13 protein-coding genes are annotated in these 13,710 nt (G+C 65.5%); 6 read left to right on the top strand and 7 right to left on the bottom strand.

Annotated features, from left to right (window positions below; genetic code table 11):
- Positions 1-28 precede the first annotated feature (28 nt).
- The 5 genes from AC4FWB_RS08040 to AC4FWB_RS08020 all read right to left on the bottom strand — a co-directional run bounded on the left by AC4FWB_RS08040 (position 29) and on the right by AC4FWB_RS08020 (position 4,879).
- Positions 29-1,063: an Ldh family oxidoreductase gene (locus tag AC4FWB_RS08040; protein WP_491025421.1), complete on the bottom strand. Its 1,035-nt coding sequence runs from the start codon at positions 1,061-1,063 to the stop codon at positions 29-31.
- A 44-nt stretch (positions 1,064-1,107) separates the two neighbouring features.
- Entirely contained in the window at positions 1,108-2,280 is a 1,173-nt protein-coding gene (locus AC4FWB_RS08035) for an epoxide hydrolase family protein (RefSeq protein WP_491025419.1), read from the bottom strand.
- Positions 2,281-2,454: 174 nt separating this feature from the next.
- Positions 2,455-3,435: a 5-oxoprolinase subunit C family protein gene (locus AC4FWB_RS08030; protein ID WP_491025418.1), complete on the bottom strand. Its 981-nt coding sequence runs from the start codon at positions 3,433-3,435 to the stop codon at positions 2,455-2,457.
- Positions 3,432-4,097 carry a 5-oxoprolinase subunit PxpB gene (pxpB, locus tag AC4FWB_RS08025; protein WP_491025416.1) on the bottom strand — a complete coding sequence of 222 codons (666 nt, stop codon included), beginning with the start codon at positions 4,095-4,097 and terminating at the stop codon, positions 3,432-3,434. The genes AC4FWB_RS08030 and pxpB overlap by 4 nt, the downstream gene beginning before the upstream one ends.
- Positions 4,098-4,102: 5 nt before the next feature.
- Entirely contained in the window at positions 4,103-4,879 is a 777-nt protein-coding gene (locus AC4FWB_RS08020; RefSeq protein ID WP_491025415.1) for an SDR family NAD(P)-dependent oxidoreductase, read from the bottom strand.
- 234 nt (positions 4,880-5,113) lie between these two features.
- Here AC4FWB_RS08020 and AC4FWB_RS08015 point away from each other — a divergent pair, with 234 nt between their 5' ends.
- The 6 genes from AC4FWB_RS08015 (at position 5,114) to AC4FWB_RS07990 (ending at position 10,537) form a co-directional block, all read left to right on the top strand.
- Positions 5,114-5,749 (top strand): RraA family protein, encoded by a 636-nt coding sequence (locus AC4FWB_RS08015; protein WP_491025414.1) that lies wholly within the window; start codon positions 5,114-5,116, stop codon positions 5,747-5,749.
- A gap of 156 nt (positions 5,750-5,905) precedes the next feature.
- Positions 5,906-7,018 carry a branched-chain amino acid ABC transporter substrate-binding protein gene (locus tag AC4FWB_RS08010; RefSeq protein WP_491025413.1) on the top strand — a complete coding sequence of 371 codons (1,113 nt, stop codon included), beginning with the start codon at positions 5,906-5,908 and terminating at the stop codon, positions 7,016-7,018.
- Between the two features lie 132 nt (positions 7,019-7,150).
- On the top strand, positions 7,151-8,062 hold the full coding sequence (locus AC4FWB_RS08005; RefSeq protein ID WP_491025412.1) for a branched-chain amino acid ABC transporter permease: 912 nt from the start codon (positions 7,151-7,153) through the stop codon (positions 8,060-8,062).
- Positions 8,062-9,021, top strand: coding sequence for a branched-chain amino acid ABC transporter permease (locus AC4FWB_RS08000; RefSeq protein ID WP_491025411.1), 960 nt, complete (start codon positions 8,062-8,064; stop codon positions 9,019-9,021). Before AC4FWB_RS08005 ends, AC4FWB_RS08000 begins: the two co-directional genes overlap by 1 nt.
- A 2-nt stretch (positions 9,022-9,023) precedes the next feature.
- The gene (locus AC4FWB_RS07995) at positions 9,024-9,788 is read left to right on the top strand and encodes an ABC transporter ATP-binding protein (RefSeq protein WP_491025410.1); all 765 of its coding nucleotides are present in this window, start codon (positions 9,024-9,026) and stop codon (positions 9,786-9,788) included.
- Complete coding sequence (locus AC4FWB_RS07990; RefSeq protein WP_491025409.1) at positions 9,788-10,537, top strand: ABC transporter ATP-binding protein; 750 nt, start codon at positions 9,788-9,790, stop codon at positions 10,535-10,537. The genes AC4FWB_RS07995 and AC4FWB_RS07990 overlap by 1 nt, the downstream gene beginning before the upstream one ends.
- On the opposite strand, the gene AC4FWB_RS07985 is transcribed toward AC4FWB_RS07990, so the two are convergent.
- Entirely contained in the window at positions 10,522-13,191 is a 2,670-nt protein-coding gene (locus AC4FWB_RS07985) for a nitrate reductase (RefSeq protein ID WP_491025408.1), read from the bottom strand. The genes AC4FWB_RS07990 and AC4FWB_RS07985 overlap by 16 nt on opposite strands.
- A gap of 3 nt (positions 13,192-13,194) precedes the next feature.
- Positions 13,195-13,524 carry a nitrite reductase small subunit NirD gene (gene nirD, locus AC4FWB_RS07980; RefSeq protein WP_491025407.1) on the bottom strand — a complete coding sequence of 110 codons (330 nt, stop codon included), beginning with the start codon at positions 13,522-13,524 and terminating at the stop codon, positions 13,195-13,197.
- Positions 13,525-13,710: the final 186 nt, after the last annotated feature.

Genomic DNA, 13,710 nt, shown 5'->3' with positions numbered 1-13,710 from the left:
GATTGAGCGATGGCGGGAATGGGGCAGCTCAGACGGCGTCGAGCCCCTGTTCGAGGAAACGATCGAGCTGCTCCATCTCCTGGCGCGAGAGGCTGATGCCGTCCCGCTCCGATTGGGCGCGGGCGAGGAACCGCCTCTGCGAGGGCAGGCGTGCCCCCTGGCCGATGATCGCCTCGAACAACGTTTCGGCACGAGAGAACGGACTTCTAGGGCGGCCCGCCGCGAAGGCTTCCGGCGGCAGGGCGATGATCAGCTCTCCGTGCTTCGGATACAGCGTGGTGGTGCCGAGCTGATCGAGGGCCTCGCGGCTCGTCAGATCGCCGAGCATGGCGCCTGCGAGCAGCTCGATCATGGTGCCGATGGCGGAGCCCTTGTGCCCGCCGAAGGAAAGCATGGCGCCGGCAAGCGCCGCTTCGGGATCGGTCGTCGGCTTGCCGTGCGAATCTATGGCCCAGCCTTCCGGCAATTGTTTGCCGGCACGGCGATGGAGCTCGATTTCGCCCCGCGCCGCGACCGAGGTCGCGAAGTCGAAGACATAGGGCGGTTGGTCCTGGCGCGGCCAGCCAAAGGCGAAGGGATTGGTGCCGAGCAGCGGTCTGGAGCCTCCGGTCGGCGCCACCGTCGCGTAGCTCGGGCACATGGCCAGGCCGGCAAGGCCGGCGCGGGCCAACGCCTCGACCTCGACCCAAAGGGCCGAAAAATGGACGGCATTGTTGATCGCCAGCGCCGCTATGCCGCTCGAGCGCGCCCGCTCGACCAGCACGGGCAGGCCCAATTCGAAGGCCGGATTGGCGAAGCCGCCTTTCGCATCCACTTTGACGATCGCCGGAGCATCCTGCGGCAGCAATTCGGGCACCGCCTTTGGGTCGGCTTTTCCGGCCTTGATGGTCCGCAATGCGCCTTCGATACGATAGATCCCGTGCGACTTGCAGGCATCGCGTTCCCCCGCGACGACCACCCGCGTGATGGCGGCGGCCTGGACGGAGTTCAGCCCCGCTTTGCTGAAAATCGCCTCGACGCGCTGATGGAGGGCATCGATGGTGAGGATAATGGTGTCGCTCATTTGCGGCCTTCGCGATCTGGCTGCGGGGGCGAGTCTCCGCAGCGTCAAGAAAATTTCAGCTCGCTCGCGAAGGCTCTCAGATCCTGCGCGAGCAGGCCGGGTTGCTCGAAGGCTGCAAAATGCCCACCGCGTGGCATCGTTGTCCACCGGCGAACGTCGCGAAAAACCCGCTCGACCCAGCTCCTCGGGGGCATCGGCAGCTCCTTCGGGAAAAGCGCCACCGCAAGCGGAACGTCGATCTTCGCGCCAGGTGGGAATGCCAGCGGCCGAGCGCGCGTTTCCCAATAGAGACGCATGGACGAGGCGACCGTTCGAGTGAACCAATAAAGCGATATGTTGGCGAGGATGTCGTCGCGCGAGAACGCGGCATTGTCCAGGTCGCCGTCGCAATCGCTCCAGTCGCGGAATTTCTCGATCATCCACGCCGCCAGTCCGACCGGCGAATCGGTCAGCCCGTAGGCAAGCGTCTGGGGGCGTGTTCCCTGAACATGGCCGTAGGCGCCATGAAGGTCCGCCCACATGGCTTTCCTCGCAAGGAAGGCGCGTTCTTCCGCCGTGAGGTCGCCAGCGGGGCCTGCGTCATGTGGGGGCGAGTATGAGCCGGGGATGAAATTCAGATGCACCCCGGCGAGATGATCTGGATGGGCGTGCGCCAGAATTGTCGCCACGCTGGCGCCCAGATCACCGCCCTGAGCCAGGTAGCGCTCGTAGCCGAGGCGGCTCATCAATTCGGACCAGAGGTCGGCGACGGCAAACAGGTTGAGACCGGGCGTGCTCGGTCGGCTCGAGAAGCCGTATCCAGGGATCGACGGGATGACGACGTTGAAGGCGTCCTCTTGTTCCCCGCCATGGGGAACCGGATCGGCGAGCAGCGGAATTAGCTTGATGAATTCGCAAAAACTGCCCGGCCAGCCATGGGTGAGTATGACCGTCCTGGCGGTCGGAACAGCGGCGCGGACATGGATGAAGTGGATGGTCTGGCCGCCGATGTCCGTCTGATAGTGCGGAAGGGCGTTCCAGGCGGCCTCCTGCTCGCGCCAGTCGAAGCCCGTGCGCCAGCGCTGCACAAATCGTCTCAGCTCCTCCTGCTCCGTTCCCTGGGCCCAGCCTATGCCCGGCAATTGGTCCGGCTCGCGCCAAGTCGAGATGCGCCGCTTCAGGTCGTCGATTTCGGCCTGGGGAATCTGGATCGTGAAGGGGCGGATATCCGTGGACATGTTCGCTCGCCGATATGAGTTGAACGTAGAGCTGTTCACCGTTTCACGGAAACGCCGAACCGCTCTACCTCTTTGTTGGGACGCAATTCCGGACGGAAAACCGTCTCACACTTTTCCTGGAATTGCTCCAAGCCGGACGTGGGTATCGTTGCGGCTCCGTGGCCGCGCCGGCCGTCACCCTGTTCGGAGGCGGCCAGCCCTGATGTTCCGCGTGGCGGCAAACGCGTCAAGCTGTTGTCGGGCCACCTGCAGCGCTTCGGTCGCCGTTTCGATCGAGACCGGCACAAAAAGCAGGCGTGCGCCGACCGGCGCCTGCGCCAGCCGCCATAGATCCGCGTCGATCACGGTCGCGATCTTCGGGTAGCCGCCGCAGGTGTTGGCATCGGCAAGCTGGATGATCGGCTGGCCGGACGGCGGCACCTGAACCGTACCCGGCACGATGCCATGCGAGAGCAATTCCAAGGGCGAGACGAGCGAGAGCGTTTCTCCGGACAGGCGATAGCCCATGCGGTTGGCGTCGCTGGTGATACTCCAGTCGCTGCCGGTGAAGGCCGCATGCGCCTCCGGTGTGAAGGCATGGAACTCGGCGGCCGGGAGCACCCTGAGCTCGATCGGGGAGGCGGCGCCGTTGCTCGTGGCCTGCCGCTCTTCCAGTGCCGCGCCAAGGCCGCCCGCGGGCAGAGGGCACTCCGCGGCGTTGAGCCGGAGCCGGTCGCCGCGGGAAAGGCCGCGCCCGGCGAGCCCGCCGAAACCGCCCTTCACATCCGTCGCGCGCGAACCCAAGACGGGCGGCAGGTCGAGCCCGCCGGCGACGGCGACATAGGACCGCGCGCCCGCCCGCGGCGCTTCGAGGAGAAGCGTCTCGCCGGCATGGACGGTGGTTGCCCACCAGGATGGACAGCGCCGGCCGCCGATGCTGATCGGGCAGTCGGCGCCGGTGATGGCGAGAGAAATGTCGACATGTGCTTTCAACCGAAAAGGATAAAGCGCGACCTCGATTCCCGCGGCCGATGCAGCGTTGCCCAGCATCAGGTTGGCGATCGCCAGCGCTTGGCCGTCCATGGCGCCGCCATGGCTGATCCCCAGCGCCAGATAGCCGGGCCGGCCGAGGTCCTGGACCGTGTTCGGAAGGCCGGTGGTGAGGATTTCGATCATCTCTCGATCCCAACGATCTGGAACCGAATCTTGTCTCCGGGCCTCAGCAGCACCGGCGATTGCGCCTCGACGTCGAAGAGCCTGGCATCCGTGTGGCCGATGATGTGCCATCCGGATGGCGCGGTCATCGGCATGATGCCTGCCTGCGCGCCGCCGATGATGACGGCGCCTTCGGCCACTTTCAGGCGAGGGCTGCCGCGCCGGGGCCAGGCGAGTTGCGGATCGAGACCCGAGAGATAGGGAAAGCCCGGCATGGCGCCGATCGCGGCGACGGTGTAGGTGGCGGCTGCGTGGCGGCTGACGATTTCCTCCTGGGACAAACCGCAATGCGTGGCCCAGCCGGCGAGATCCTCGCCGCGCGAGCCGCCATAGCAGACGGGGATTTTATGCAGCGTGCCGGCAACCGCCTGGGCGTCGGTGTCGGCCCAGAGCGATTTCAGCTGCTCGCCGATGCTCAGCGCGTCCGTGGCGAGCGGGTCGAACAGCACCAGCAGGTTGTTCATGCCGGGGACAGTCTCGCGCACGCCTTCGAGGGTCCGTGCCGCGTTGGCCACAGCCCAGATCAGTTCCTGGGTGGCTTCGTCGAAGCTTGCCTGCGCGCCATCGAGAAGCAGCGCGCCTGATCCCGCAAGGCTGATGCGCGGCGCTCGAGCGACGGCCATGGACGTCAGTCCTTTACCGGCACCGTATAATTCAGGATCAGGCGGCCGCCGTCGGGATAAATGGTCTGGCCGACGATGTAGGAGGCGTCGTCGCTGGCGAGGAAGGAGGCGACGCTGGCGATCTCCGACGGTTCGCCGCAGCGTCCGCTCGGCGTGCGCGACAGGATGGTCTGGCGCTGCGCCTCGCTGGCCATCACCGAGCTCTTGACCATGTCGGTCAGGATGGTGCCGGGGCCGATGGCGTTGACGCGGATATTGTGCGGGATGAGCCCGACCGCCATCACCGCGGTCAGCTGCTTGATGCCGCCCTTGGACACTGCGTAGGCGACGGAGTTGGGAATGGCCAGGATGGCGTTGATCGACGACATGTTGATGATCGAGCCACCGCGCCCCTGAGCGATCATGGCCCGCGCCGCCGCCTGGCCGAGAAGGAAGGGCGCCTTGAGATTGACGCGCTGGACCCAGTCGAAGGCCTCTTCGGGGAAGTCGACGAAATCGTCGAGATGAATGACGCCGGCATTGTTGATCAGGACGTCGACGCCGCCGAAAGCCTCCGTGGCCTCGGCAATGATGCCGGCAGCCATGTCCGCCGTGCATTCGGAGAGGTCCGCTGTGAGCCAGACGGCGCGCTCGCCAAAACGCTCGGCAAGCTCGCGGCCACGATCGGCTTTCACATCCACAAGCACGACATTGGCTCCGTCCGCATGAAAGCGCTCGGCGCAGGCAAGGCCCAGGCCTTGCGCCGCCCCGGTTATGATCACGACTTTGCCTGCATGCTTCACGAGGAATCCTTTTCACGATCGCGCTATTTATGGATATGTTATCCAACTTATCGCGACTTTCCGATCCATTGCAAGCCCGGACAAGGAGCTGCGAAGCGGCCCGGCGGGACGGCATATCGCCTAATTCTCAAGGTTTTTGCTTTTTCCGGCAGGCCTGCCGCAAGCCGGTTGACTTTTCCAATCGAATGATGATTGGATAATATATTCACAAATCGAGCCGCTGGAGGACGGAAGATGGCAGGTGGGGCTCGCGAAAGCGAACTGATCGACGCGTTCCGCGCCTTTGCCACGCCGCTGATCAGCGACAACCTTGGCCGCGTGCCCGGCGCGGTCGGGCTGCGGCCGTTCCACAAGGTGAGTGGCGTCATGGCGGGGAGGGCGCTGACGGTCAGGACGCGCCCCGGCGACAATCAGTTCATCCATCGCGCGCTCGACCTGGTGCAGCCCGGCGACGTCATTGTCGTCGACGGGGGCGGCTACGAGGGGCGGGCGCTGGTCGGCGAGATCATGACGAGCGTTGCGGCCTCGCGCGGCGCCACGGGCATTGTCATCGACGGCGCCATCCGCGATGTTGGCGCCATCGGCCGTAACGCATTTCCCTGTTTCGCGCGGTCGGCCATCCATCTCGGCCCCTACAAGGACGGTCCCGGAGCCATCAACGTTCCGGTCTCGGTGGGCGGCATGGTCGTCGGTCCCGGCGACATCGTCGTCGGCGACGAGGACGGCGTGGTGGCGTTTCCGCTCGACGGGGCCGCGGCCTTGCTGGCCGCCGTCAAGGCGCAGGAAGCCCGCGAGGCCAACATCATGCAAAGCATCAGGGAGAACCGTTACCGGGGAGCCTATGCCCAGGCCTCGGCCGGCAGCCATTGATCTGCATGGTCGGTCCTGCTGAGCGATCGCTTTCAAGCACTCCGCGTCCAAGGGGAGCGTAACCAGCCCAGACCGCTCTCGGGCGGTCTGGCGGCAACTAAGCAGAATGCATTCCGGGGAGTGACCCGGATGCGCCAACAGGGGAAAATGGAGAGAATGATGGTTGTTTCCTTCAAGAGGCTTGCCTGCGCCACCGCCCTTGCCGGGCTGGCCATGACCACGACGGCGGCTGCTGCCGACATCAAGATCGGCATCGTCGCGCCGATGACCGGCCAGTTGGCCAGCGAAGGACAGGACATGGAGAACGCGGTGAAGATGGCGATCGATGCCGCCAATGCGAAGGGCGGCGTCAATGGCGACAAGATCACCACGACCACCGCGGATGACGCCTGCGATCCGCAGCAGGCCGTCACCGCCGGCAGCAAGCTCGTCTCGGAAGGGGTGACGGCGATCGTCGGCGGCTACTGCTCGGGCGCGGTCCTTCCGACGTTGAAGATCTATGGCGACGCCGGCGTTCCCTTCGTCATCATCGGGGCGAATTCGACCAAGCTGGTCGCCGCCAATCAGGGCAACGCCTTCCTTGCCAACTCGACCGGCGACATGCAGGCGACGACGGCCGTCGAGCTCTTCAAGAAGAACGGCTACAAGAAAATCGCCGTCATAGACGAAGGCGACGCCTATTCGTCTGACCTCGCGAAACTGACCGCCGAAGCCTTCAAGAACGCGGGCGGCGAGATCGCCGCCAGGGAAACCACCACCGCCGGCGAGCAGGACTATTCGGCGGTCGTCACCAAGGTGAAATCAAGCGGCGCGGACGCGGTCTTCTGGACCGCCTACCATGCCGGCGGCGCGCTGCTTACCAAGCAGCTCCGCCAGGCCGGGTTCCAGGGCGGCATCGTGCTCGGCGACGGCAACAATTCGCCGGAATATCTGGAGATCGCCGGTTCGGCCGGCGAGGGCGTCTATCTCCTGTCCCCGCCGACCGTCGACCTACTCTCCGGCGCGGCCGACTTCAAGGCCAAGTACAAGGAAGCCTATGGCCGCGACGCCGGCGCCTATGCGGCTCTCTCGCATGATGTCGGCGATCTGATCGTCGATGCCATCGCGCGGGCCAAGTCGACGGATCAAAAGGCCATCGTGACAGCGCTCAAGGCCAGCGATTTCAAGGGCCTGGCCGGCGAGATCAAGTTCACCGACAAGAACACGCTGCAGACGTCGAACTTCCGCCCGGTGGTTGCCAAGGGCGGCAAATGGGTCGCCGCCGAGTAACGGCGAAACAGGCTGACGCCGCGGCGGCTCCGCGCCAGCCGCGGCGTCGTTGTCTGCTGTCTGGGCCTGTTGTCTGGCGCGCATCGATGCTGCCCAGGCACGACTTTTTCAATACCTGCAACCGGAGCATCAATGACGCTCGACCTTGTCATTCAGCAACTGGTGAACGGCCTCATCGTCGGCTCGTTCTATGCCTTGATCGCGCTCGGCTACAGCATGGTCTTCGGCGTCATCAAGCTGCTGAATTTCGCCCATGGCGATATCTATATGAGCGGCGCCTTCGTCGGCCTCATCGTGTTTTCCTTCGTCGGCATATGGGTCGGCAATGGCTGGCTGGGCGTCGTCTGCGCTTTGCTGGTCTCTATGCTGGCCGTCGGCCTGCTCGGCGTCGTTATCGAGCGCTTCGCCTATCGGCCGATGCGCGCCGCGCCGCGCCTCTCGATCCTGATCACGGCGCTCGGCGCCTCGATGGTGCTGAACGGCGCCGCGCTCGCGCTCACCGGCGGGCGGCATTTCGCGTTCAACACCGACCTTGGTTTTGCTGGCGTCGACGTTTCGGCGGTTCACATCACCTACACGCAAATCGTGCTCGTCGCCGCCTCGATCCTGCTGATGGCCGGCATGCAGGCCTTTGTCTCGCGCACCATGTACGGCAAGGCGATGCGCGCCGTCTCGATCGACATGGGGGCGAGCCGCCTGATGGGCATCGATGTCGACCAGGTGATCGCGCTAACCTTCTTCATGGGGTCGACGCTCGCGGCCGGCGGCGGCGTCATGGCCGGCGCCTATTATGGCAGCGTGCATTTCTTCATGGGCTTCATCATGGGGCTCAAGGCCTTCACCGCGGCCGTCATCGGCGGCATCGGCAGCGTGCCCGGCGCCATGCTCGGCGGCCTGCTGCTCGGCCTGCTCGAGGCCTACGGGTCGTCCTTGCCCTTCGTCGGATCGGAATGGCGCGACGTCTTCGTGTTCGGCGCGCTGATCCTGTTTCTGGTCTTCAAGCCCACCGGCATCCTCGGACGCTCGGTCGTGGAGCGGGTGTGATGAGCGACGGAGTGAGGATCTTGCCCGCCGCCGCGCAGCCGCCATTGCTGCGTTGGTCTCTTCTGCTGCCGGGTCTCGCCGCGCTCGCTTGCGCGCTGGTTCTGCCGCAATTCGCCAATGCCTATGTGACGGAGGTGGCGACCACGGCGCTGCTCTACGTCGTGCTTTGTCTCGGCCTCAACATCGTGGTCGGCTACGCCGGCCTGCTTGATCTCGGCTATGCCGCCTTCTTCGCGGTCGGCGCCTACACGACCGGCATTCTGACCGCGGAATTCGGGTTCAACTTCTGGCTCACCATTCCGGTCGCCATGGCGGCGGCATGCGTCGCCGGCATTATCATCGGCGCGCCGACCTTGAGGCTGCGCAGCGACTATCTGGCGATCGTGACGCTGGGCTTCGGCGAGATCGTGCGCATCATCGCCCGCAACCTCGATATCACAGGCGGCGCCAGCGGTCTCGTCGGCATCGAGCGGCCGGAGATCTTCGGTTTTCGGCTGATGCAGGTGCAGCATTTCTACTACGCGTTCCTGGCGCTCGCGCTGCTCACCGTCTTCGTCTGCCTGAGCGTCGAGCGCTCGCGTATGGGGCGGGCCTGGTTCTATGTCCGCTATGACGAGGACGCCGCCGCCGGTATCGGCATCAATCGCGTCTCGGCAAAGCTGCAGGCCTATATGATGGGGGCGGTGATCGCTTCGGTGGCGGGGTGCCTCTATGCCGCGAAGATGACTGCCATCTCGCCTGAAAGCTTCACCTTCAACCAGTCGCTGCTGATCCTGCTCGGCGTCGTCCTCGGTGGCATGGGGCGCATTCCCGGCGTCGTGCTGGGCGCCGTCCTCGTGGCCCTTTTGCCGGAGGTGCTGCGCGGCGCGGGCACCTATCGTCCGCTGGTCACGGCTGTCGCGCTGCTGGCGATCATGCTGTTCAGGCCGAACGGCCTGTGGCCGGACAAGCGGGTGTGACCATGGCCTTGCTCGAAGTCCGCCACCTGCGTCTCAGTTTCGGGGGGTTGAAAGTACTCCAGGACATTTCCTTCTCGGTGGAGAAGGGCGCCATCAACAGCCTCATCGGGCCCAATGGCGCCGGCAAGACGTCGCTCTTCAACTGCCTCACCGGCTTCTACAAGCCGAAGGGCGGCTCGATCAGGCTGGGCGGCCGGCCGATCACCGGCTTGCCGCCGCATCGCATCACCGCGCTCGGCCTTGCCCGCACATTCCAGAACATCCGGCTGTTCAAGGAAATGTCGGTGCTGGAGAATGCCATGTCCGGCCAGCATTGCCGCAGCCGTCACGGCCTTGTCTCGGCAATCCTGCATTTGCCGTCGCAGCGGCGCGAGGAAGAGCGAATACGCGTGGCGGGAATGCGCTGGCTCGATTTCGTAGGCATCGCGGAGCACGCGCATCGTCTTGCCGGCGGGCTCTCCTACGGCGACCAGCGACGGCTCGAGCTTGCAAGAGCCCTGGCCTCGACGCCGGAGCTCATCCTGCTGGATGAGCCCGCCGCCGGCCTGAACGAGCGTGAGAAGCTCGATCTGGTGCATCTGATCCGCCGCATTCGCGACGAGACCGGCGTCACCGTGCTGCTGATCGAGCACGATATGGGCCTGGTCATGCAGGTGTCGGAAAGGATCGTGGTGTTCGACTACGGCCAGAAGATCGCCGATGGGCCGCCGGAGGCCGTACGCGCCGATCCAAAAGTCATCGAAGCCTATCTCGGCACGGAGGATTGATGGACACCGATATTGTCCTTTCGGCCGACCGGATCGTCACCCGCTATGGCGGCATCGAAGCGCTCCATGGCGTCAGCCTTTCGGTCAGGCGCGGTCAGATCGTGGCGCTGCTCGGCGCGAACGGCGCCGGCAAGAGCACGACGTTGCGCACGCTGTCCGGTCTCGTCGCGGCCTCCTCCGGGAGTGTCCGCTTCCTGGGCGAGGACATAACCAGGGTCCCGGCCCATCGCCTGCCGCACCGCGGTCTCGTTCATGTTCCCGAGGGCCGGCGCATTTTCGGCGACATGACGATCAGGGAGAATCTCGACCTGGGTTCATTCACGCTGGCCGACGATGTCAAGCGCCGCCGGCGGCTTGATCATGTGTTCGAGCTGTTCCCGATCCTGGCGCGCAGGCAGAATGGCGACGCAAGGAACCTGTCCGGCGGAGAGCAGCAGATGCTGGCGATCGGCAGGGCCCTCATGGCGGCCCCGAAAGTGCTGTTGCTCGATGAACCTTCAATGGGGCTGGCGCCGCAATTGATCAAGGAGGTCATGAATATCGTGCAGCGCCTCAATCGCGAGGGCGTGACGATCCTGCTGGTGGAGCAGAACAGCAAGGTCGCCCTGAAGTTCGCCGACTACGGCTATGTCCTGAAGGCCGGGCGCATCGTGCTGGAGGGCTCAGGCAGCGATCTTGCGAGCAACGATGCGGTCATCGGCGCCTATTTGGGCGGCGTCGATTCCGCGGCCGCTCACTCGGCGGCCTGAACCTGGCGGGCGTCGATGATTGCCCTTATCTCGGAGCGGCATGAGCCGCAGTTGGTGCCGGCGCGCAGCGTCGCGCCGATCGCTTCCAGACTGTCGCATCCCGAAGCGACCGCCAAAGCGAGCTGGTTGGCGCCGATATGGAAGCACGAGCACACGACCCGCCCGATCGCTGGCATGGGCACTGGCGAGCGTCCGGACAGGAGCGCATGGCGGTCGGCGGCCGACAGCGGTTGGCGGGTGGCAAGAAGCGACACCAGCCAGTCCTGCGTCGGCAGTTGGTCGGGAGCGGCGACCAGCAGGGCCTCGGCCATGGCGCCGCTTTCGTCGATGGCCGCTGCCCGATAGGCGAGTCCGCGGCGGTCGGTGTATTCCAGGAGCTGATCCTGCCGCTGGACGCCGAGCAGCTTGCGCGCCAGGAGAATGCCCTGGTCCGGCGGCTCGGTTCCGGTGAGTTCGTAGACCCAGCCACCCTCGACCGCATGTCGGCTCCAATGGACGAAACCTGTCGGCCTGAGATCGCGTCGTGTGATCAGCACGCCGGCCCAGCCGGTGTCTTCCCGCACGATTCTCGCCGGGACATGCTTGAGCTCCGGCTGGCCGGAATGCGGATCGGTGACCGGCGAGGACAGCAGGCCGGCCGCGGCCTTGGCTGCGAACTGGCCGCTCCAATGCATGGGCATGAAGGCCTGGCCGCGCCGCTGCGCGTCGGCCACGCGCACTCTGGCGCGGACGAAGCCGAAGCGTGTCGAAAGATGCGCCAGGTCGCCGTCCTTGAGATGGTGCGCGGCCGCATCCGCCGGATTGAGGTCGACGGCGGGCTCTGGCGCGTTCGCCATCAGGCGCGGCACGTTTCCGGTGCGCGTCATGGTGTGCCACTGGTCGCGCAACCGGCCGGTATTCAGGGCAAGCGGATAGTCGGCATCGACCGCGAAAGCCGTCGCCTCTTGCCGCACCGGCACGAAACGCGCGCGGCTGTCGGGCGTCGGGAAGCGACCATCGGCAAACAGTCTTGTCTGCCGCTCGCGCCGCTCAGGCGCAGGCCAATGGCGCGGAGGGAAGGCGGCGTAGTCCGTGTCACTGAGATCGGCGAGGCCGCCGAGATCGAAGAGGCGCTCGCCATCGTTCTCGAAGGCGGAAAGCGCGGCATGCTCGCGAAAGATTTCTGCCGGCGTCTGGAAGGCGAAGGCATCGCCGAAGCCCATGCGCGCGGCGACCTCGCAGATGATGCGCCAGTCGGCCATCGCTTCGCCCGGCGGCGGCAGGAATGGCCGCTGACGCGAGACGCGCCGCTCCGAATTGGTGACCGTGCCGTCCTTCTCGCCCCAGGCGGCGGCCGGCAGCAGCACGTCGGCATAGCGCGTGGTGTCGGTGCGGGTCACATCCGAGACGGCGACGAAATCGCATTTGGACATAGCGGCGCGCACACGCGAAGCATCCGGCATGCTGACGGCGGGATTGGTGCCCATGACCCACAGCGCCTTGATGCGGCCGTCGGCGACCGCCTGGAACATGTCTACCGCCTTCAGGCCGCCGCGGCGCGCGATGTTGGGCGCCTTCCAGAAGCGGGAGACCCGGTCGATGTTGGCCTCATTTGCAAAGTCCATATGCGCGGCAAGCTGGTTGGCCAGACCGCCGACCTCGCGGCCGCCCATGGCGTTTGGCTGTCCGGTGACCGAGAACGGTCCCATGCCGGGCTTGCCGATGCGCCCGGTGACGAGGTGGCAGTTGATGATGGCGTTGACCTTGTCGGTGCCGTGCGCGGACTGGTTGACACCCTGGCTATAGACGGTGACGGTCCGCTCGGTGCCGGCGAAGAGGTCGTAGAAGGCCTGGACATCGGCGGCCGCCAGCCCGCAGCCTTTCGCAACGCGTGCGATCGACGGCGCATCGGCGCTGGCCAGCGCAGCTGCGGCGTCGAAGCCGGTCGTGCTGTCGCGGATGAAATCGGCATCGATCTTTCCGGTTTGCACCAGATGCGCGAGCAGCCCATTGAACAACAGCACATCGGTGCCGGGATCGAGCGCCAGATGCAGATCGCACTCGTCGGCGGTCGCGGTGCGGCGAGGATCAATGACCACGATCCTGGTTCCACGTTCGCTCCGCGTCGCAAGCATGCGCTGGTGGAGTACGGGATGGCACCATGCGGTGTTGGAGCCGGTGAGCACGATCAGATCGGCGTGCTCGAAATCCTCGTAGACGCCGGGAACGATGTCCTCGCCGAAGGCGCGGCGATGGCCGGCGACGGACGAAGCCATGCAGAGCCGCGAATTGGTGTCGATGTTGGCCGAGCCGATGAAGCCCTTCATCAGCTTGTTGGCGACATAATAGTCCTCGGTGAGTAACTGGCCAGAGACGTAGAAGGCGACAGAGTCCGGCCCATGCTCGGCAATCACCTGCGAGAATTTCGCGGCGACAAGATCGAGCGCTTCATCCCAACTCGCCTGCCTGCCTTGGATTTCCGGCTGGAGCAGGCGGCCCTCAAGGCCAAGCGTCTCGCCGAGGGCAGACCCCTTCGAGCAGAGCCGGCCGAAATTGGCCGGATGCTCGGGATCGCCGCGGACGGTTGTCTTGCCGTCCGCGGCGATCTCGGCCAGCACGCCGCAGCCTACCCCGCAATAGGGGCAGGTGGTCCTCACCTCGCGTGCTTCTTCCATGCCTCAGGCCGCTTTCGCCGCAGATGCTTCAAGCGCGATGAAGAGCCTTTCGCCCTCGACCTTGACCGGTATCGTCCGGACCGAGCCTTCATCCGCGCCCAGCGCCTTGCCGGTCTCCAGCGAGATCACCCAGTTGTGGAGCGGGCAGGTCACCGCCGCGCCATGGACGATGCCCTGGCTGAGCGGGCCGCCCTTGTGCGGGCAGTGGTCGTCAATGGCGAAGACCTGGTCGTCGGCGGTGCGGAAGACAGCGATCTTGCCTTGCGGAGTCGCAACACAACGCGCGCCGCGCAGCGGAATGTCGGTGATGGAGCCGATGGCGATCCAATTCATGTGGCGACACCCTTTTGTTGTGAATCGAGCCCGGTCGTACCGACCCCCTCTAGCCTGACGGCCATCTCCCCCTCGAGGGGGGAGATTCCCGCGCGGCTACGCTTTCGCCAATCGCCAAGGTTGCAGGACGAGCGGCAAGGCCGAAACCGCGAATCTCCCCCCTTGAGGGGGAGATGGCCGGCAGGC

It is taken from the genome of Mesorhizobium sp. LEGMi-168a, from assembly GCF_058312955.1.
The sequence above is the reverse complement of the archived record's forward strand: the minus strand, read 5'-3'. Positions and strand labels throughout refer to the sequence as shown.

What these genes read in the sequence shown, in the direction of transcription:
- AC4FWB_RS08040 (WP_491025421.1), bottom strand. Translation starts at nt 1,063, where the DNA reads ATGAGCGACACCATTATCCTCACCATCGATGCCCTCCATCAGCGCGTC.
- AC4FWB_RS08035 (WP_491025419.1), bottom strand. Translation starts at nt 2,280, where the DNA reads ATGTCCACGGATATCCGCCCCTTCACGATCCAGATTCCCCAGGCCGAA.
- AC4FWB_RS08030 (WP_491025418.1), bottom strand. Translation starts at nt 3,435, where the DNA reads ATGATCGAAATCCTCACCACCGGCCTTCCGAACACGGTCCAGGACCTC.
- pxpB (WP_491025416.1), bottom strand. Translation starts at nt 4,097, where the DNA reads ATGGCCGTCGCTCGAGCGCCGCGCATCAGCCTTGCGGGATCAGGCGCG.
- AC4FWB_RS08015 (WP_491025414.1), top strand. Translation starts at nt 5,114, where the DNA reads ATGGCAGGTGGGGCTCGCGAAAGCGAACTGATCGACGCGTTCCGCGCC.
- AC4FWB_RS08010 (WP_491025413.1), top strand. Translation starts at nt 5,906, where the DNA reads ATGATGGTTGTTTCCTTCAAGAGGCTTGCCTGCGCCACCGCCCTTGCC.
- AC4FWB_RS08005 (WP_491025412.1), top strand. Translation starts at nt 7,151, where the DNA reads ATGACGCTCGACCTTGTCATTCAGCAACTGGTGAACGGCCTCATCGTC.
- AC4FWB_RS08000 (WP_491025411.1), top strand. Translation starts at nt 8,062, where the DNA reads ATGAGCGACGGAGTGAGGATCTTGCCCGCCGCCGCGCAGCCGCCATTG.
- AC4FWB_RS07995 (WP_491025410.1), top strand. Translation starts at nt 9,024, where the DNA reads ATGGCCTTGCTCGAAGTCCGCCACCTGCGTCTCAGTTTCGGGGGGTTG.
- AC4FWB_RS07990 (WP_491025409.1), top strand. Translation starts at nt 9,788, where the DNA reads ATGGACACCGATATTGTCCTTTCGGCCGACCGGATCGTCACCCGCTAT.
- AC4FWB_RS07985 (WP_491025408.1), bottom strand. Translation starts at nt 13,191, where the DNA reads ATGGAAGAAGCACGCGAGGTGAGGACCACCTGCCCCTATTGCGGGGTA.
- nirD (WP_491025407.1), bottom strand. Translation starts at nt 13,524, where the DNA reads ATGAATTGGATCGCCATCGGCTCCATCACCGACATTCCGCTGCGCGGC.